Annotated in this window: 19 protein-coding genes; 13 read left to right on the forward strand and 6 right to left on the reverse strand. The window is 61.6% G+C overall.

Annotated features, from left to right (window positions below):
• The first annotated feature begins 103 nt into the window (after window positions 1-103).
• Window positions 104-3,397: a hypothetical protein gene (locus tag HZA03_08075; GenBank protein MBI5637909.1), complete on the forward strand. Its 3,294-nt coding sequence runs from the start codon at window positions 104-106 to the stop codon at window positions 3,395-3,397.
• Between the two features lie 112 nt (window positions 3,398-3,509).
• Window positions 3,510-5,219 (forward strand): radical SAM protein, encoded by a 1,710-nt coding sequence (locus tag HZA03_08080; protein ID MBI5637910.1) that lies wholly within the window; start codon window positions 3,510-3,512, stop codon window positions 5,217-5,219.
• A gap of 8 nt (window positions 5,220-5,227) precedes the next feature.
• On the opposite strand, the gene HZA03_08085 is transcribed toward HZA03_08080, so the two are convergent.
• Window positions 5,228-5,629 carry a hemerythrin family protein gene (locus HZA03_08085; GenBank protein ID MBI5637911.1) on the reverse strand — a complete coding sequence of 134 codons (402 nt, stop codon included), beginning with the start codon at window positions 5,627-5,629 and terminating at the stop codon, window positions 5,228-5,230.
• A gap of 185 nt (window positions 5,630-5,814) precedes the next feature.
• Window positions 5,815-6,483 carry a sigma-70 family RNA polymerase sigma factor gene (locus tag HZA03_08090; protein MBI5637912.1) on the reverse strand — a complete coding sequence of 223 codons (669 nt, stop codon included), beginning with the start codon at window positions 6,481-6,483 and terminating at the stop codon, window positions 5,815-5,817.
• Between the two features lie 66 nt (window positions 6,484-6,549).
• Between HZA03_08090 and HZA03_08095 the strand changes: the two genes are divergently transcribed.
• The 11 genes from HZA03_08095 (at window position 6,550) to HZA03_08145 (ending at window position 15,136) form a co-directional block, all read left to right on the forward strand.
• Entirely contained in the window at window positions 6,550-6,747 is a 198-nt protein-coding gene (locus tag HZA03_08095; GenBank protein ID MBI5637913.1) for a DUF2892 domain-containing protein, read from the forward strand.
• Window positions 6,748-6,812: 65 nt separating this feature from the next.
• Entirely contained in the window at window positions 6,813-7,094 is a 282-nt protein-coding gene (locus tag HZA03_08100) for a helix-turn-helix domain-containing protein (GenBank protein MBI5637914.1), read from the forward strand.
• A gap of 3 nt (window positions 7,095-7,097) precedes the next feature.
• Complete coding sequence (locus HZA03_08105; GenBank protein MBI5637915.1) at window positions 7,098-8,591, forward strand: DUF2851 family protein; 1,494 nt, start codon at window positions 7,098-7,100, stop codon at window positions 8,589-8,591.
• A 42-nt stretch (window positions 8,592-8,633) separates the two neighbouring features.
• Window positions 8,634-9,269, forward strand: a complete 636-nt coding sequence (tsaB, locus tag HZA03_08110) for a tRNA (adenosine(37)-N6)-threonylcarbamoyltransferase complex dimerization subunit type 1 TsaB (protein ID MBI5637916.1) — start codon at window positions 8,634-8,636, stop codon at window positions 9,267-9,269.
• 3 nt (window positions 9,270-9,272) lie between these two features.
• Entirely contained in the window at window positions 9,273-9,500 is a 228-nt protein-coding gene (locus tag HZA03_08115; GenBank protein MBI5637917.1) for a YdcH family protein, read from the forward strand.
• A 20-nt stretch (window positions 9,501-9,520) separates the two neighbouring features.
• Window positions 9,521-9,802 carry a zf-HC2 domain-containing protein gene (locus HZA03_08120; protein ID MBI5637918.1) on the forward strand — a complete coding sequence of 94 codons (282 nt, stop codon included), beginning with the start codon at window positions 9,521-9,523 and terminating at the stop codon, window positions 9,800-9,802.
• The gene (locus tag HZA03_08125) at window positions 9,799-10,245 is read left to right on the forward strand and encodes a CoA-binding protein (GenBank protein ID MBI5637919.1); all 447 of its coding nucleotides are present in this window, start codon (window positions 9,799-9,801) and stop codon (window positions 10,243-10,245) included. The genes HZA03_08120 and HZA03_08125 overlap by 4 nt, the downstream gene beginning before the upstream one ends.
• A gap of 195 nt (window positions 10,246-10,440) precedes the next feature.
• Window positions 10,441-11,631, forward strand: coding sequence for an aspartate aminotransferase family protein (locus tag HZA03_08130; GenBank protein ID MBI5637920.1), 1,191 nt, complete (start codon window positions 10,441-10,443; stop codon window positions 11,629-11,631).
• The gene (gene argF, locus HZA03_08135) at window positions 11,613-12,530 is read left to right on the forward strand and encodes an ornithine carbamoyltransferase (GenBank protein ID MBI5637921.1); all 918 of its coding nucleotides are present in this window, start codon (window positions 11,613-11,615) and stop codon (window positions 12,528-12,530) included. The genes HZA03_08130 and argF overlap by 19 nt, the downstream gene beginning before the upstream one ends.
• Before the next feature lie 3 nt (window positions 12,531-12,533).
• Window positions 12,534-13,727, forward strand: coding sequence for an argininosuccinate synthase (locus HZA03_08140; protein MBI5637922.1), 1,194 nt, complete (start codon window positions 12,534-12,536; stop codon window positions 13,725-13,727).
• Between the two features lie 164 nt (window positions 13,728-13,891).
• Window positions 13,892-15,136 carry a lipoprotein-releasing ABC transporter permease subunit gene (locus HZA03_08145; protein MBI5637923.1) on the forward strand — a complete coding sequence of 415 codons (1,245 nt, stop codon included), beginning with the start codon at window positions 13,892-13,894 and terminating at the stop codon, window positions 15,134-15,136.
• 186 nt (window positions 15,137-15,322) lie between these two features.
• Here the strand turns inward: HZA03_08145 and HZA03_08150 are convergent, their stop codons facing one another.
• The 4 genes from HZA03_08150 to HZA03_08165 are packed head-to-tail and all read right to left on the reverse strand — an operon-like array spanning window position 15,323 to window position 18,214.
• Window positions 15,323-15,994 (reverse strand): class I SAM-dependent methyltransferase, encoded by a 672-nt coding sequence (locus HZA03_08150; GenBank protein MBI5637924.1) that lies wholly within the window; start codon window positions 15,992-15,994, stop codon window positions 15,323-15,325.
• Window positions 15,995-15,997: 3 nt separating this feature from the next.
• On the reverse strand, window positions 15,998-16,789 hold the full coding sequence (locus HZA03_08155) for a hypothetical protein (protein MBI5637925.1): 792 nt from the start codon (window positions 16,787-16,789) through the stop codon (window positions 15,998-16,000).
• A complete protein-coding gene (gene queC, locus HZA03_08160; GenBank protein ID MBI5637926.1) occupies window positions 16,786-17,478 on the reverse strand; it encodes a 7-cyano-7-deazaguanine synthase QueC in 693 nt (230 codons plus the stop codon). The genes HZA03_08155 and queC overlap by 4 nt, the downstream gene beginning before the upstream one ends.
• The gene (locus HZA03_08165; protein ID MBI5637927.1) at window positions 17,471-18,214 is read right to left on the reverse strand and encodes a glycosyltransferase; all 744 of its coding nucleotides are present in this window, start codon (window positions 18,212-18,214) and stop codon (window positions 17,471-17,473) included. Before HZA03_08165 ends, queC begins: the two co-directional genes overlap by 8 nt.

The following is an 18,214-nucleotide window of genomic DNA, read 5'->3' on the forward strand; positions in this document are numbered from 1 at the left end:
CCCCGCGCCGCCATGCGATTAAGGATTGTTTTTGAACCCCCCTTCCTCTAATATCAATCGATAAATGGGGTACCAGAGGGCAACATACAATGGCGCCCAGGGAGTGCGCGCATTCCTTGAAGACGCCTGCGCCGGCGACAACCGGCGGGCCGCCGTGGCGGCGGTTCCTTCAGGCATTCTTGTTTCCATAAATTCCAGCGGCGCATTCCACCATGACGAAGGGCTTTCGCCCGCCGCCGGTATCGCGGTCTGCCCCCAGGGGCGCATCTTCGTCACCGACGAGTTCAATCACCGCGTTCTCGTATACGCGCCCGGCTTCAGCCTTACCGCCGCCATTGGCGGCCACGGCGCCGGCATCGGCGAATTCCGCTATCCGCGCGGCATCGCCATAGCGCCCAACGGCACGGTTTATGTGGCCGACGCATGGAACCACCGGATCGTGGTCATCGGCCCCGATCTTGCCGTGAAGGGGAGCATCGGGGAACTGGGGAACGGCGCGGGGCAGCTCGACGAACCGTGCGGCGTGGCATTCGTGAACGGCGCGCTGGCGGTGCTGGAAAAATCGAATCACCGGCTGCAACTTTTCACGCCGGAAGGGATTTCCACCGCGATATTCGGCAAGCGGGGAAGCGCGGACGAGCAGGCGCGGTTTTACGCCGTTCCCGTGCCGCCGGAACTCTTCTCTCCGCCGGTCTTTGAATTCCCCACGGCCCTCGCGGCCGATGCGGCGGGCAATTTTTACGTGGCCGACACCAACAACCACCGGATGGTGAAACTCTCCCCGGCGGGCGATTATATCAGCGCCTATACAACGCCGGGACTGCGCTACCCGGTGGGAGCCGCATGCGATGCGGCGGGGAACCTCCACGTAACCCAGTTCAACCGCGAGGGTGTGCATGTTTTTTCACCCGGGGGGATATACCTGTATAAATACCTGCCGCGCGGGCTGGAGATGCCCGTGGCGGTTGCATGCGCCGGAAACGCCGTGTATGTGGCGGCCGGCATGACGGCCCGGGTGGCGGCTTTCACGCTCGAAGCGCGGCACGACGCCGGTTGCGCGCTGGAAACGCCGTTCGCCTTCCACCTGAAAGAAGCGCTGGGGGCGATGGCGATGGGAGACTGGGAATCGGCGTTCAATGCCCTCGGCGATGCCGCCGCCTCCCCCGCCCCTTCGCCGGACGAATTGGCCGCCACGCTGCCCGAGGGCGATTTCGCCCCCTTCCCGCCGCCAAAACAGCCGCCGCGCGCCGGAGCCGCCGCCTTCTGCCGTTTGCTGGACGAAGCGGCCGCCGCCCGGTGGAAAATGTTGAAAGAACTGTTGATCCGCAAAACGGCGGCGGCGGATGAAAATATCGCCGCCACCTTGCAAATAGAGAAAACATTGCTGCTGGGAAGCGGCGGAATCGATGACTTCATGGTGGCCCGATGGCGCTCCATTAAATCGCTGCTGAACCTAAGCGCCGATTTCAAGCGGACAGCGGCGGCGCTGCGCAAAATATCGGAATTCCGGCGGCGGCTGACGCTTGCCGGACAGGAGATTTCCGCGCGGCTGGCATCGCTGGCGGCGGGACAGGGGGCGGTGGCCGCGATGGGGAAAACGCGCGAAGCGTGGTTCACCGACGCGGCGAAAGAAGCGCCGGCGCTGAATTTCAACAGCGCTCCCGCCGAGCGCACCGCCTTCGCCGTCAACGAAAACAGGCTTTCGCAGACGGCATTCGAGTTCCGCGCCCTTTGGGGCATCGCGGCCGACGCGCACTTCGAAATCGCCTCGCTCGCCGCCGCTGGCCTGCTGGATAAAAATGCGGTGGCGGAACATATCGGCCCGGCGCTCGGCCTACTGCTCGATGCCCCCGAAGAATCCGCCACCCGGCTTAATTTCCTCAACGGCGTCGAGGCGCTGCTGGAAGCGGCCGGCCCCGATGCCGTGGCGGGGTGGCTGCGGGCTAACGCATCCGGCGCGGCGTGGGAAGCGCTGGGGCGCGAAGATAACATACATCCCGCCAACCAACGCCCGGTTTATGCCTTGCTGGCGGCCCTTTGGGCTAACGGAGTGGAAGGCGGAAAAGCCGCGGATCCCGCCGCTTGGGAAAAGATCGCCGCATTTTATCACGCCGAGTTCACCAAATTCGTGGGCGAAAACGCCCCGTTGCGCGTGGAGCTGCTGCGCAATACCATGTTGCTGCCGTTGGCCGAAAAGTCGGATCCCAAACAGGCGGCGATGACGCTGCGCAAAATTTCGCTGCTTAATTACCATTTAATGTTTCAGGAGCGCTACATCGCCGGATTGATGCTGGAGTACCTAACGCGCTACGCGCTTTTCGCCGCCAAATCCCCCTGCCTGCCGCCCGGCACGGCGGAGTGGACGGCCGCCGCGCTCGATGCGCTTATCGCCGAAGCCGCCATTGCCGGCAATGGCGAAAACGCCGCTACGGATGCCGCGTTGCAAAAGCTGAAAACCGCGGGCACCGCCGATGAAAAACAGGATTTGAAAATCCGCCAGGCCGCCGCGTCCGCCGCCAACAACTACCTGTCGCTGCTGGGGGCGCACCTCGCGCTGGCCCGCGCCGCGTTGCCGCCGGCCGTGGAAAATGCGCCGCGTTCCACCGGAACCATTTATGAAACCGCCGCCGGATTCCACCAGTTGACCGGCCCCACCGCCGCTCTTTTCGACGCGGCGGGAAACCTGTATGTGGCGGCCCGTTCCACCGTCTCGGTATTCGGCAAGGATTTGCGGCCATACCGCGCGCTGGGAACATACGGCCGGGGGCCGGGCAAGCTCGACACCCCCATGGATATTGCATTCGCCCCGGATGGCAGCCTGTTGGTCACTCAAATATATTCGCCGGTGATCGCGCGCTTCGCCCCGGATGGCTCGTTTGACCGCGAAATCACGCTGGAAAAAATTGATGGCCGGCGCGTCTACCGCATCCAAATCAACGGCGACGGAAATATTTTCGCCAGCTTTTTCGACGGGGAGGGAATCAACGTTTACACCCCGGACGGGAAGTTTTTGCGCGGCATTCCCCTGAAAGGGTCTCCCTTCGAGCGGTTGGGCGGGGTACGCGGCTTCGCGCTGGTGAACGGCGCGCTCTACGCCGGGGGAAACGGCATTTTGGCGGCGGTGGATGCCGTCAGCGGCGCGCTCCGGCATTTCAAGGAAACCGGGCTTTCATTCGGCGAGGTCAACGGCATCTGGCCGGACGGGGCGGGAAACCTGTATTTTATCGACTACGCGCGGAACATGATCGCCGTCACCGACGATGCTTTATCGTCGGCGCGGCCGCTGCCAGCCATGAAGACGGTGGCCGTCGGCGCGCTGGCCGCCGGAGGAAACGGTCTCCTTGCCGTGTGCGATTACCGGGGAAACCGCCTGCGGCTTTTCAACACTAAAGCGTAGTTGAATGACGGTTATTGCATTGGTACAGACGCGGTTATTCGCCGCGGCGGACGGACAACCTGACGCTTTCGCGGAGATGGTTCTCAACCGTATTATCACCGCGCTTAAGCGTATGAAAACGCTCGATGGCATTGTGCTTGCCGCATCGGAGCGGAGCGAACGCGAACCGTTGCGGCAAGCGGCGGAACGGCACGGCGTGAAAATATTCTTCGGGCCGGATGACCCGCTTCAACGGCTGATCGCCGCCGGGCGGGCGTTTAACGCCGGTGTGGCGGTGCGCGTGACGGGCAATGCCCCTTTCATCGATCCCCGCCTTGCCGATGAACTGGTCGTGCGGCACCGCGCCGCCGTCGCCGCCTGTTTTTCCCGCGCTGGCGGCTATCCGGCCGGGGTGGTGCCGGAAGTGTTCACGTTGGAGACGTTCGCCAAGGGCGGAACCAGCCCGGCGGCCTTCTATCGGGAGATGCTGAACGACAAGCGCAACTGCCGCCTTGTCACAACGAACGAACCGGAGGGACTCTCCCTTAAAATCAACTCCCGTTACGACGCGGCGCTGGCTGAAAAAATTGCGGCACGCCTGGGCGGGGCCGCGAACGATTATCCGGCGCTCATCGCGGCGTTGCCGGATATCGTATACGGATTTCTTGCCGCCGCCGATGCGCCGGAAAAAAGGCATTACAATGCCATGCTGGAGGATCTGGAGGCTGCCGCGATGTCCGTTACCGTCCGTTCGGTGCCGGGCTTTTTAAAGATGGAGGTGCATAATCTATGCAACATCAAGTGCGCCACCTGCGTGCATCAGTTCAATGTGGTGCCAAAAGGGGAATTCGCCACCCTCTTTAAAGGTTTCCCCCCCGAAAACCTTCTGGCGTACCCGTTGTTCAAGGATCGGGGCGATGGCTTTTTTTCCAAGCAAAGCGTTCCCCTTTCGCCCAAACTCTTCGGCCTGATGCGCGAGTTGCTGTTCCCGTACGTCCGCGCCGTATCGTTCGGCGTGTATGGCGAAGTATTTTTGAACCATCACCTCGAGGAGTATGTCCGGCTGGGCAAAAAAGACGGGTTGACGGTCATCATCGTCACTAACGGAACGCTGATGCGGGAACAACGGGCGCGCGCGCTTGTCGATGCGGGGCTTGACGTGATGGCGATTTCGTTCGACGGCGCCAGCAAAGAGGTGTTTGAGGATATCCGGCGGGGAGCCGATTATGACAAAGTTGCCGGCAACCTGAAGACGGTGGTGCGGCTGCGGAGCGAATCCGGCAAAAAATTGCCGGTCATACAGATTCAATTCACCGCCTCGAACAAAAATATCCACGAGCTGCCGGCGCTGGTGCGTTTGGCCGCCGGATGGGGGGTGGATATCATCGATGTCAGCTACTGCTTCATCACCGGATTTATGGATCCGGCGGATTCCCTCTATTTTCACCAGGGGAAAACGCGCGATACCGTGTCGCATGCGCGGCTGTTGGCGGCCGGGCTTGGCATCCGCATGACGCTGTCCCGGGAAATGGCGATGACCGTCGACGGGGTGGTGGACGACGCCGCGTGCCGTTTTCCCTGGCGGATCATGGACATCGGCAGCAACGGCAACATGCAAATGTGCGGTTGCCACTATGTGGAAAGCGCCGGAAACATTTTGGAAACGCCGGTAATGGAAATACTGAATGCGCCGCGCTACCGGGAAGTCCGGCGGGGGCTCAGGAAGGAAGCGGCGATGCATCCCATTTGCCAGGGATGCCGCGCAACGGCGTCGGAACCTCCCAATCCCGCCGGTTTTTTCGCGGTGCCGGAAATGGCCGCTGCGCCGCTTTATTCACGATAAAGCGGGCGCTACGCGCCGCTGGATTTCAGGTGGGGGCCATACGCGCGGTCAACCGTCTGTATGTGGTTTTTCAGCCACTGCACCAGCAGGCCGACCAGTTCCATCGTCATCACCGGATCGCCGCTCCGGTAACGGACCTGAATCTCGGTCACCTGCATGATGAAATCGACATGCTGGTTCTTATGGTTGGCAAAATCGGGGTAGTTGGCGGCCTGCATGGCGTTTTCTTCGTCGACAAAGTGGGTCTTGGTGTATTCCATTAATCCGCTCAGAGCCACTCCCAGCGCTTCGCGGTTCTTTTTTTCGCGGATACCGTCGTGCAGGTCGTTGAGAAGCCTGAAAAGCCCCTTGTGCTGGTTGTCGAACAACTCGACCCCGGTACTGTAACTATCGTCCCACTTCACGTACATAATCGCCCCTTGGTTGAATCGTTGGTTCGGGCTGCATTATAACCCGAAAAAACGACACGGGGGAAGCGGCGGATCACCGTCATTTCTCCGCGATGATAGTGGCGCCGCCGTAGAGCCAGGTGTAAACCCCGGCAAGGAGGTCTTTGTAATGCCCGGTTACGTCCGCCATGCGTATAAGTGGCGTGTCAATTCCGGTTGGGGGCGTTTTTTTTTCCGGTGCGCTCTTTTTTTGCCTGCCCGCCCAAATAGTAGGCGGAAAGCTCCTTGCGCAGGAAAAGGCGCGCGCGGTGCAGGCGCGATTTCACCGCCGGCACGCTGATCTTGAGCGTGCGGGCGGCCTCCTCGGCGGAGAAACCTTCCACGTCGCGCAGCACGAAGACGATGCGGTACTTTTCCGGCAACTCCAGCAGCGAGGTCTGGATGTGATCGGCAAGTTCGCGGTTGAGCAGATCCTCCGCCGGCGTGGTGGGCCACGAACTCTCCGCCAGCCCCTTCACTTCGGCTTCGCCGGGGATGAGATCGTCCAGCGAAACGTGCCGCGCTGGCTCATTCTTGCGGCGGCGCTTGTTCTTCAGGCAGGAGGTGCTGGCGATCCGGTAGAGCCACGTCTTGAACGACGCGTCGCCGCGGAAACCGCCGAGGTAGCGGTAGGCGGTCATGAAGGTCTCCTGCACGACGTCCTTGGCGTTGTCGGCGCAGCCGCACATCCGCATCAGGAAGCCGTACATTTTGCCTTCGTAGCGGACAACCAGCTCGTCGAAGGCTTTAACGTCGCCCGCCTTGAAGCGGTGAACCGCCTCGAAATCCTTCTCTTTGGCCGCGTCCGCGTTTAATGTTTTATACATCGCTTCCACTATCCTAAATTATACTATTAATGCCTGGATGATTTTTAAAAAACGGCGCGGGGAGGGAATTACGGTATGAAATGCAATTGCGGCGGCGTGGATCGCGGCATGCGCGTGGTCATGGGGCTTGGCCTCATCGCGCTGGTGTTTGCGGGGCCGCAAACCCCGTGGGGGTGGATCGGCATCGGCCCGTTGCTCACCGGCCTCGCCGGATATTGCCCGCTGTACGCCATTCTCGGTTTGAACACCTGCCCGGCGGAAAAAAAACCCTGAACCGGTTTTTTTGTTTTTGGCCGCCCCTTGATTCCCGCGCCCGGCTGGACTAACATCACCTTCCAATGATCAAGTTCAGGCTCAAAGAGATGATGGCGAAGCTTGAGGTGGAGCATGGCCGCAAGCTCACCTTCGATCTCCTCTCGCGCTACACCGGCATCTCGCGCCAAACGCTGGCGCGCATCGCATCGCCCAAAGGGTGCAACACCTCCACCGAGAACATGGAACGCCTCTGCCGCTTTTTCCGCTGCGCGCCGGAACAACTGCTGATATTCGATCCGCATCTGCAGACCGGCCCCAAAAAAGACGGACAGCAGCCCGCGCCGCCGCCGGAGCCATCGGCATAGCCCGTGCGCTTTAGCCGCGAATACATCGAACGCTTCGGCCACGACGGTATGGTGGCCGAAACCCCCGCCGCTTACGCCATCGCACAGGGAAAATTCACCGAAAACCTGATCCAACTCGTCTGGCGCAACAGCCTCTATGACGGAGGCTGCCTCAAAACCGTGGCGGGCCTGCCGGTCACCGTACACTCGGCCGGACGCTATAACACCGGCGCGGGGCCGGATTTCAAGAACGCCGACATCTCGATAGGCGGCCACCGGCTTCACGGCGACGTGGAGATACACAAACACGCCCGCGAGTGGTTCGAGCACAAGCACCACCTCTCGCCGCTCTACAATCACACGGCGCTGCACGTCTTCATGGAGCGGGGCGAAAACACCCCGCCCGCCACCACCCGCCGGGGAAGAACGCTCCACGAACTGGAGATCGGCCTGCACCTGCGCCACCCGCTGGACGAACTGCACCGGGAACTGGAGGTGGTGCATGCCCCGCTCACGGGCCGTCCCTTCAATCCCCCCTGCACCGCCCATCTGCAAAAACTGGGGCCGCGCACCCCCGCCGAACTCTTCAACATCATCGGCGACGGCCGCGCCCTGATCAAAAGCAACCGCGTCATCGCCCGCCTCGCCCGCGCGGAGCCGGAACAGGTCTTTTACGAACTGCTGTTCGAAACGCTTGGTTACGCCGCCTTCAACCGCCAGTTCGGGGCCGTGGCGCGGGCAATGCCGCGCGCCCGGCTGCTGGAAATCATCGCCCAAAATCCCGCCATCCCCCCCGCCGTCTCTGCGCGGGCGGCGCTCCTCCGCGTGGCGGGGTTTCCGCTCCTGCACGACGGGGCGGACGCGGAAGCCGCCGCGCAGGCGGCGCTGATGATGGCGGTGGCGCTGCCGCCGGTCACGCCGATTTTCGGCCCGGACGATTGGCCGCTGGCCCGCTGCCGCCCGGCGAACTTTCCGCAACGGCGTATCGCCGCGCTGGCGGCGCTGGTGGCGGCGGATACCGGGGCCGATGCGCTGCAACGCCGCTTTGCCGCGCTGCCGCTCGACGCTTCGGCGGCGCGGGCGCGGGAATTCGCCCGTGGCATAATAGAAACATTCACCGGCATAACCGATCCGTTTTGGGACCGCCGCTACGCCTTCGCAAAACCGTCCAAAAATCCCAAAAAGCTGGTGGGCGCCGACAAGGCGGTCTCCATCGCCGTCGACTGCATCATCCCGTTTCTGCTGGCGGTGTCGCGCGCCGGAAACGATCTCGACCTGGAACAGCGGCTGGTGCTTTTTTACCATGCGCTGCCGATCCCCTCTTCCAGCGCCGTGCTCGATTTCATGCGTAAAACGGTGCTGGGGCGCGATACCGTATTCGCTCCCCGGTCGGTGTGCCATCAGCAGGCGCTGCTGCAGGTCTATAAGGATTTTTGCCATGCCGCGCCGGCCGCCTGCGCGGGCTGCCCGTTCGTCGAATACCTCAAAACCCTCAAGGCGGCCCAAGTATCCCGCTAACCTTCCCCCACCGTTTCCCGTTCATATGGTAAAATTCAGTTGATGAGAATATTGGGGGTGGACACCTCTTCCCGCCTGGGAAGCGTGGCGATAGTTGACGGGGAAACCGTGGTGGGGGAAATATCATCGGATGCCGCCGCCTCCTTTTCCCGCCAGATGCTCGGCATGATCGAAACCCTGCTGGCGCGGCACGGTATGGCCTTGAATGAACTGGACGCCATCGCCGTGGCGGCCGGTCCCGGCTCGTTCACCGGCATCCGTATCGGCCTTGCCACCGCGGAGGGAATCTCGCTGGCGGCGGGAGTGCCGGTTGCGGGGGTCAGCTCGCTGGAAGCGGCCGCCAGCGCCGCGCGTACGCGGGGACGCATCGCGGCCGCGCTGGACGCCGGTGGCGGCAAGGTATACCACGCCCTGTTCGACGCCGGCGGCGACGGCCTCACGCGCATTACCCCGGACACCTTCTCCCCCCGGGCGGCCATTGCCCATGAAACCGGCCCGCGCGTGGGCGACGGCTGGCCGGATACGGCGGCATTAAACGTTTCCGTGGCCGCCGGCGCGGCGTTGCGCGCCGGTGAGCTGCTGGCGGCGGGCGCGGCGATGGAAACATTGCGGGCCGTGCCCAACTACGTCCAGCAAAGCGCCGCGGAAAAAAACCTCAACTTTTTACCGGAGGGATGAATCATGCTGTGCTCTCTCGAAAAAGACCCGCGCTTCACGCACCTGTACGAACACAACAGCGCATTCCGGCAACTGACGAACGAACACAAGGAACTCAAACGCGAGGTGGAAAAGCTGAAAAAGGCAGCCTACCTCGGCCCGGATCTCGAAAACAAAATGCATGTATTGAAAAAACAGAAGCTCGACATTAAAGACCGGCTGGAAGCGATGCTGGACGAGATGCCGCGTTGAAACCCGGGAACGGAGCGGACGTGGGAAAAAACGGGCACCACCATCATGGGGGAAAAGGAAACTGCAAAAAAACCCTTACCGGCATGTCGGAGTATGTGGATGACGATCTCAAGGGCTCCGGCAGGAAAAGCCTTGAGAACCATCTCGCCGGCTGCAAGGCATGCATGGCGGTGCTCAACACCCTGAAGAAGACCATCGAGATATTCAGGGTGAGCACCCCCCGCATGCCCGCCTCCATGGCCAAGGAAGTGCGGCGCGGCGTCAAGCATGAGATCGCCGCCCTGGAGAAGAAAGGAAAATGAGCGTGGAACACGATGCCTGCGAACGCCCCGCATTCCCCCCGGACGCGGCCCTCGTCAAAAAAATCGTCACGCAAAGCAAAACCGTGGCGGTGGTCGGCATCTCCAAGAAGGAAGAGCGCGACAGCTACCGCGTGGCCGCCTACCTCAAGAACCACGGCTACACCGTCATTCCGGTTAACCCCCAGGCGGACGAAATCCTGGGGGAAAAATGCTACGCCGCGCTGGCCGACATCCCTTTCGCCGTCGATGTGGTGGACGTGTTCCGCAATCCGTCCGCCCTGCCCGCGTTGGCGGATGAAATCGTCGCGCTGAAGCTCCGTCCCAAAGCCGTCTGGTTCCAGTTGGGCGTGGTGAACAACGACGCGGCGCAAAAAATAAAAGATGCCGGCATCGACGTGGTGCAGAACCTCTGCATAAAAATAGAGCACGCCCGCCTGGCGTGATCCGGTACAACGGAATTAAGGAGCCGCGGGATTGGCAATTCAATCTGCGGCGGAAATGGTCGAAAAACCGCATTCTGTTGTTGGCCCGCGAGGGCCAAGAAGGCTTGCCCCCTAGGGGGACAACCGCGGGATGAATCCCGCGGCACCATGAAATTAACCCCCCCAACCCCGCCGTTTTTAGTATAGGATTTACGCGTGAAAACAAAAGAGATACTGGCGCTGTACAAAAAACATGTGGCCCCCAACTACGGGCGGGTGCCGCTGGCGATACTCTCCGGCAAAGGCTCCGAAGTGACCGACCCCGAAGGGAAAAAATACCTCGACATGGCGGCGGGCATCGCCGTGAACGCCATCGGCCACGCGCCGCAGGCGGTGGTGAAAGCGCTCAAGCAGGCCGCGAAGCTGATGCACACCAGCAACCTCTTCTACACGCTGCCGCAGGGGCTGTTGGCGCGCGAACTGACGAAGCTGGCCTTCCCCTCGCAGGCGCTCTTCGTGAACAGCGGCGCGGAAGCGGTGGAATCGGCCCTCAAGCTTGCGCGCAAATACCACCACGACAAACAGACGGGGCGCTTCGAGATCATCTCGATGCTCGGCTCGTTCCACGGGCGGACCTACGGCGCGCTTTCCGCCACCGGCCAAACGAAATACCAAAACGGGTTCGCGCCGCTGGTGCCGGGATTCTCCCACGTTGCCTACAACGATTTCGCCGCGCTCGAAAAGGCAATCACCCCAAAGACCGCCGCCATCATCATGGAAGTGCTGCAAGGCGAAGGGGGCGTGCGCGCAGCGGACAAAGCCTTCGTGAAACAGGCGCGGCAACTTTGCGACAGGGAAGGAATACTGCTGATATTCGACGAAGTGCAAACCGGCTTTGGCCGCACCGGCAAATGGTTCGGCTACCAGCACTACGGCGTGGCGCCGGACATCATGACGCTGGCCAAGGGGCTGGGGGGCGGCTTTCCCATCGGCGTGATGCTGGCGAAGCCGGAAATCATGGCCCACTTCGGCCCCGGCACGCACGCATCCACCTTCGGCGGCAACCCGCTCGCCTGCACGGCGGCGCTGGCGGTGATGGACTCCATCAAACAAAAAAAGCTGCTCGCGCACGTTGCGAAGACAAGCCGCCACGTCTTCAAACGGCTGAACCAGCTTAAAACCATCGCCCCCACCATCAGGGAAGTGCGCGGCATGGGCCTGATGATCGGCATAGAGCTGGATCAGCCGGCCGCCCCCGTCATCGCCGCCTGCCGGGCCAAGGGGCTGCTCATCATCGGCGCGGGCGATAACGTGCTGCGGATGGTTCCCGCGCTGAACGTGACGCAAAAGGAAATGGACAAGGCCATCAGGATTTTGGGGGAAGTGCTATGCACAAAGACTTCCTGAAGCTTTCCGACCACACCCCGGAGACCGTGCGCCATCTGGTGAACGAAGCGGTGAAGATGAAAAAAAAGCCGGATGGCAAAAAACCGCTGACGGGCAAAACCATCGGGCTGATTTTCACCAAAAGCTCCACCCGCACCCGCACCGCCTTCGAGGCGGGAATGTACCAGCTCGGCGGGCATGTGGTGAACCTCCGTCCGGACGAAATACAACTCACGCGCGGCGAAACGCATCACGACACCGCCAAGGTGATGAGCCGCTATCTGGACGGGCTGGTGGTGCGCACCTTCGCGCAGGACGACGTGGAAGCGCTGGCCCAGTACGCCAGCATCCCGGTCATCAACGCGCTGACCGACAAATACCACCCCTGCCAGGCCATCGCCGACTACGCGACGCTGCTGGACAATAAAAAAACGCTCAAGGGGCTGACCTTGGCCTACATCGGCGACGGCAACAACGTGGCGCACTCGCTCATTCTGGGCGGCGCGTTGCTCGGCGTTTCGGTGGCGGTGGCAACGCCGAAAAATTACCGCCCCGCCGAGGACGTTTGGAAGACCGCGCTGGACATCGCCAAGAAAACAGGCGCGAAGCTGACGCTGACCGGCAAACCGGCCGAAGCCGCCAAAAACGCCGACGCGCTCTACACCGACGTATGGGTGAGCATGGGGCAGGAAGCCGAAACAAAAAAACGCCGCAATGATTTCGCGGGATACATCATCGACCAAGCGCTGCTGAAAAAGGCGGCGTCCGGCTGCATCGTGATGCACTGCCTGCCGGCCCACCGGGGCGAAGAGATCGCCGCCGACGTGATCGACGGCCCGCAATCCGTGGTCTTCGACCAAGCCGAGTACAAACTGCACGCCCAAAAGGCGGTGCTCAAACTATTTGTGGGAGATACATGACCGATGGCTGAAAAAGTTGTTCTCGCCTATTCCGGGGGGCTTGATACCTCCGTCATCCTGAAGTGGCTCAAGGAAGAGCGCGGTTACGATGTGGTGGCGTTCGCCGCCGACATCGGCCAGAAGGAAGAGCTGGGGGGCGTTCCCGCCAAGGCCAAGCGGACCGGCGCGTTGAAGTGCCTCATCAGCGACCTGCGCGAGGAATTCGCCAAAGACTTCATCTTCCCGATGCTGCGCGCGGGCGCGATCTACGAAGAACGCTACCTGCTGGGCACCTCCATCGCCCGCCCGCTCATCGCCAAGGAACAGGTGCGTATCGCCCTGAAGGAAAATGCCAATGCCGTGGCGCACGGCGCGACCGGCAAAGGGAACGATCAGGTACGCTTCGAGCTCACCTACGCCGCGCTGGCCCCGCAACTGAAAGTGGTGGCCCCGTGGCGCGAATGGGATTTGAGCTCGCGCACCGAGCTGCTGGCCTACGCGAAGAAACACGGCATCCCGGTGCCGGTCACCGCGGCGAAGCCGTACAGCAGCGACCGCAACCTCTTTCACATCTCCTACGAAGGGGGCGTGCTGGAAGACCCGTGGAACGCATATAAAGAGGATATGTTCCTGCTGACGGTAAGTCCCGAAAAAGCCCCCAACAAGCCCGCCTATATCGAGATCGGTTTCAAGAACGGCAATCCAGTGAGCATCGACGGCGTGAAATATTCGCCCTACCAGATCATCGACAGGCTCAACGCCATCGGCGGCAGGAACGGCATCGGCCGCGCCGACGTGGTGGAAAACCGCGTTACCGGCATGAAGAGCCGCGGCGTGTACGAAACCCCCGGCGGCACCATCCTGCACGAGGCGCGGGTGGCGCTTACCGCCATCACGCAGGACGCCGAGATCGGCGCCATCCGGCGCGAACTGATGCCGCGCTACGCGCGGATGATCTACTTCGGCTTCTGGTTCAGCCCCGAGCGCGAAATGCTCCAGCGCCTGTTCGACGACGCGGCAAGCGTGGTTAACGGCGACGTGCGGCTGAAGCTCTACAAGGGGAACGTCACCGTGATGGGGCGCAGGAGCAAGAACTCGCTCTACGCCGAAAAGGTCGCCACCTTCGAGGCGGGCGGCACCTACCAGCACTCCGACGCCACCGGCTTCATCCGGCTCAACGCGCTGCGGCTGAAAATCCGCAACGCCATCCGCAAGTAGTCCGCCGTTTTTTCCCGGGTGGGTACACAATTTATTGTGTACATCGGCCCCGCGGGCCGAAACCTCTTGGCGCTGACGCGCCAATGTACACAATAAATTGTGTACCCACCGCTCATCCCCCCCCATTTCCCCCACGCCCCCCGCATGCGGTATGATTGCGCGATATGATGTTTGAACTGTTCATGAGCCTGCGCTACCTCAAGGCGAAGCGGCGGCAGGCCTTTATCTCCCTCATCACCTGGATTTCCGTCGGCGGCATCGCCGTGGGGGTGATGGCGCTCATCGTCGTCATATCCGTCATGACCGGCATGCAGAACGAACTGCGCGACAAAATCCTCGGCACCTACTCCCACATCGTCATCCTCAACTCGTTCGAATCGAACATAAAGGATCACGAAGCGGTGGTCAAAAAAGTCAAAGAAAACCCCCGCGTGAAGGCCGCCGCGCCGTACATCTACGGCGAAATGCTGGCCTCTTCCGACGCCCGCTCGGCGGGGGCGGTGCTGCGCGGCGTCGATCCAACGGCGGAAGCGGAAGTTACCGACCTGCGCCGCTATATGCGGGACGGCGACATGAAAACGGCGCTCACCACGCACTACGCCGATGGCGAGTTCACCCGCAGCGGCGTGATACTGGGAGACGCGCTGGCCCACACGCTCGGCGTGATGCCGGGGGACTCGGTGAACCTCATCAGCCCCAAAGGGCGGATGACGCCGATGGGGATGGCGCCGAAGATCGAAAAGTTCCGCGTGGCGGGAACATTCCACTCCGGGATGTACCAGTACGACAGCGGCATGGTGGTGGTATCGCTGGCCGCCGCGCAGGAATTCATGAACATGCCGGACCGGGTATCGGGCGTGGAGGTGAAAGTGGACGACATCTACGCCGCCGCCGATATCGCCCGCCAACTGGAAAAAAGCCTCGGTCTCCCCTATTACGCCCGCGACTGGATGGAGATGAACCAAAATCTTTTTTACGCGCTTAAACTGGAAAAAACCGCGATCTTCATCATCCTCGTGCTCATCGTGTTCGTGGCGGCGTTCAACATCGTCAGCACGATGATCATGGTGGTGATGGAAAAAGGGCGCGACATCGCCATCCTGAAATCGATGGGAGCCACGCGCCGGATGATCATGCGCATCTTTTTCATGGAAGGATTCCTGATCGGCCTGATGGGAACCGTGGCGGGGAACGTCCTGGGCTACGGACTTTGCATCGCGCTGCAAAAATACCAGTTCATCAAAATCCCGTCGGACATCTACAGCGCAAAAACGCTGGCGGTAACGATGGACCCGATGGACTTCCTGTTGATTTCCGCCAGCGCGCTCGCCATCAGCGCCCTCTCGGCGGTCTACCCCGCGTGGAACGCCAGCCGCCTCGACCCCGCCGAAGCGCTACGCTACGAATGATGCCTCGCGCTTGTCATCCTGAGCCGCAGGCGAGGGATATCTTTCCGGGTAGGTGCGACTTCAGTCGCACATTGGCGCGAAGCGCCAAGAGAGAGATCGGCCCTACGGGCCGATTGTGCGACTGAAGTCGCACCTACCCCGACCAGGGATTCTTCGTTGCACTCAGAATGACAAAACCGGGAAGCGCTACGCTACGAATAGATTTCCGCTCTTCTTTTTAAATACGATCACTTTGTCGACAACAACGTCCACATCGTAACCGGCGATATCGCCCAACACCTCCAGCGAGCGGTAGCCGAAGAACGTAACGTGCGTCTGGTCGTCCTTATACCACCACTCCTTGAACCGCGCGGCGGCGTCGGGCGCGTTGATAAAGGCCTCGGTCAACAGCGTGGTGAAGAGCATGATGCCGCCGGGGGCGAGAACTTTTTCCATCTCGCGCAACTCATCCCACAGGTTCGGCAGGTGCTCGATGACTTCCACGCCGACGATCACATCGAATTTATGGAAATATTTTTGATCTTTCAGGAACCCGTGCAGCATCGGCTCCAGCGGTGTGCAATCCAGCCCCCGCTTGCGTAATTCATCGGTGAGCGCGCCGCTGCCCGCGCCGAAATCGAGGATGTGGCGCGGCTCGTGATACCGCCGGATGATTTGCAGAATCGCCTCCGCCTGTTCTTTCCAAAACTCGGACTGCTGGTTTCCCCACTGCGATTTGTAATGTTTCTCCTGTTCAGGAGGCGGCGCGGTTTCGTTGGTAAAAATGAGCGAACAGTTGCCGCAGCGGTAAAACGTGCGGGCATCCCGGTAAAAAACCTCCGATGCCCTGTTACATACCCGGCATGGCGGTTTCGGCATTGTTCACCCCTTCAGCAGCGATGAGATATCGACGGCGGGAATATCGGCAGGCGTTGCGAACTGCTCAAACTGCGCGCTCCCCGCGCCTTGCAACAGCAGTTGAACCGGTATCCCCATCCCGCGGTTTCCCACAAAGCCGCCAATGGGCAACTGCGGCCAGTGAAGTATCTGCGCGTGGTCAAGGCAGTGCCAAAACGTCTGCTCATAGTTCACCCACGGTATTTCGCGGTAGAGATATTCTTTTTGGAACGCCCCGCTTTGCACGATCCACGCGGGGTCGGCGATGAAGCACTGCGTGGCGGCCCCCATCAGGTAGTTGCCGTTATCCTTGTTTTGCGCGTACAGCGGGTGGCCAACGGCATCCTTGGAATCGCGCATCGGCCTCCCCAACAGCTTCGCCAGCATCTTCCGCCCGCTTTTTTCCAGCGCGGCAACGCCGTCATCGATCATAAAATCGCCGTCGACAAAGTACCGGCCGGTAAGCTTGAAACAGTGGCGGTGCCCCCGCGCGTGCGAAAGGTGCAGCCCGTCGCGCACCAGCGTGGCCTCCCCCGCGTTCTTGCCGGGGTTGACGGTGCCGCGGAGAAAAAGCGTCCGCTCCGGGCAAAACCCCAGAATCTTCTCGGTCGGAATCTTGTCGGGCGGCGAGTTATCGGCGATTATCAGCTCATACGGCTGGCGGACATGCCGCTTGACGCTGAGGATGCAGTTCACCAGTTCTTCCACGCGCGCGCCGAAAACCTCTTTCGTGATCCCCTCATACCAGCAAGTGCTGGTGAGCAGGACGCCGATCATTTCCCCACCGCGTAGTCAAGCGGGTCTTCGATGCCCGCCTCTTTGAACCCCTTGAGGCGGATCAGGCAGCTATCACACCGGCCGCACGCTTTGCCGTCCGGCGCGGGGGAGTAGCAGCTGTGCGTCAGGCTGAAATCGACTTCCAATGCGTCCCCCAACTGGAATATTTCCGCCTTGGTGAGGCCGATGAGCGGCGTGTGGATTTTTATCGCCGTCTTTCCTTCCACCCCCATCTTGGTCGCCAGCCGCGCCATCTTCTCGAACGCCTCTATGTACTCCGGACGGCAGTCGGGATAGCCGCTGTAGTCCAGCGCGTTGACGCCGATGTAGATATCGCCCGCGCCAAGGCTTTCGGCCCAGCCGAGCGCGAGCGCGAGGAAGATGGTGTTGCGCGCGGGAACGTAGGTGACCGGGATGCCATCCGCCATTTCCCCCGCCGAACGCCCGGCGGGCACATCGATATCGGCGGTGAGGGCCGAGCCGCCGATAGGCCGCAGGTCGGCGTTCAGCAGCAGATGCCTGGCGTCGAAACGGGCCGCCTGTTTCGCGGCCATCGCCAGCTCGGCGCGGTGGCGCTGCCCGTAGTCGATGGTGAGCGCGCACGGCTCGAAGCCGTCGCGCCGGGCGCACGCCAGCGCCGTGGCGCTATCCGCGCCGCCGGAAAGGAGCACCACCGCTTTTTTAGCCATCCCTTGTTAAAACTTTATCACGGGTGCCGCCGTTACGGCCAATCGTCAATTTTAGCCGTTTCAATTCGTCCGCCGTATATTGGGGAAACTCCCCCCGCCGCTCCGCCAGCGCCATTGCTTCAATCAACGCCGCGGCCGTGACCAAATCAGTTGCCACATCCACGTCGGTGAGTTCTTCCAGTAAATTCACCGTGCCGCCGAGACGCACTATCTCGCGGCAGAGGTTCACAAGTTCCGCCCCGCCGCCAAAAACTTTTTCCCAATCGGGGCGTATGCCCGCGCGCAATCCGATGAGATACAAACCCCCTTCGCCGGAGGGGCCGAGCGCCGCGCCGTTCCCGTGCAGCGTGGCGAACGCGGCGTCCACTATGCGGCTTTGCAGATGTGGGCTGTCGCTGCCGATCATCACCAGCCGCGCGGCCCCCATTTTTTCCGCCGTGGCGAAAGAGGCGGCGATCCGCTCTGAAAAGACGCCTTCCGCCTGCGGCATCATGACGAGGCGGCCGGCGGCAAAATATCTTTGCGCGATGGCGGCCATCCGTTGCCCGGCGGAGGCGGGCGTGTAATTCAGGAAAATTTTGCCCGCGCGGCTGTTGGCGGCGCATTGGAGGACATCGTTGAGAAACGCTTCATAGAGCGCGCAAACGTCTTCGGGCGAAAGCGGCGCGGTGGCCGCAAGCCTCGTCTTCACCTCACCCGCCACCGGGGCCTTGGCGAAGACGATGAGGCATTCCAT

The sequence above is a fragment of the Nitrospinota bacterium genome, assembly GCA_016217735.1.
In the GTDB taxonomy this organism is placed as follows: Bacteria; Nitrospinota_A; UBA7883; order JACRGQ01; family JACRGQ01; genus JACRGQ01.

Coding starts and splice junctions, on each gene's coding strand:
- HZA03_08080 (MBI5637910.1), top strand. CDS start 3,510: ATGAAAACGCTCGATGGCATTGTGCTTGCCGCATCGGAGCGGAGCGAA.
- HZA03_08085 (MBI5637911.1), bottom strand. CDS start 5,629: ATGTACGTGAAGTGGGACGATAGTTACAGTACCGGGGTCGAGTTGTTC.
- HZA03_08095 (MBI5637913.1), top strand. CDS start 6,550: ATGAAATGCAATTGCGGCGGCGTGGATCGCGGCATGCGCGTGGTCATG.
- HZA03_08100 (MBI5637914.1), top strand. CDS start 6,813: ATGATCAAGTTCAGGCTCAAAGAGATGATGGCGAAGCTTGAGGTGGAG.
- tsaB (MBI5637916.1), top strand. CDS start 8,634: ATGAGAATATTGGGGGTGGACACCTCTTCCCGCCTGGGAAGCGTGGCG.
- HZA03_08115 (MBI5637917.1), top strand. CDS start 9,273: ATGCTGTGCTCTCTCGAAAAAGACCCGCGCTTCACGCACCTGTACGAA.
- HZA03_08125 (MBI5637919.1), top strand. CDS start 9,799: ATGAGCGTGGAACACGATGCCTGCGAACGCCCCGCATTCCCCCCGGAC.
- argF (MBI5637921.1), top strand. CDS start 11,613: ATGCACAAAGACTTCCTGAAGCTTTCCGACCACACCCCGGAGACCGTG.
- HZA03_08140 (MBI5637922.1), top strand. CDS start 12,534: ATGGCTGAAAAAGTTGTTCTCGCCTATTCCGGGGGGCTTGATACCTCC.
- HZA03_08145 (MBI5637923.1), top strand. CDS start 13,892: ATGATGTTTGAACTGTTCATGAGCCTGCGCTACCTCAAGGCGAAGCGG.
- HZA03_08150 (MBI5637924.1), bottom strand. CDS start 15,994: ATGCCGAAACCGCCATGCCGGGTATGTAACAGGGCATCGGAGGTTTTT.
- HZA03_08155 (MBI5637925.1), bottom strand. CDS start 16,789: ATGATCGGCGTCCTGCTCACCAGCACTTGCTGGTATGAGGGGATCACG.
- queC (MBI5637926.1), bottom strand. CDS start 17,478: ATGGCTAAAAAAGCGGTGGTGCTCCTTTCCGGCGGCGCGGATAGCGCC.
- HZA03_08165 (MBI5637927.1), bottom strand. CDS start 18,214: ATGGAATGCCTCATCGTCTTCGCCAAGGCCCCGGTGGCGGGTGAGGTG.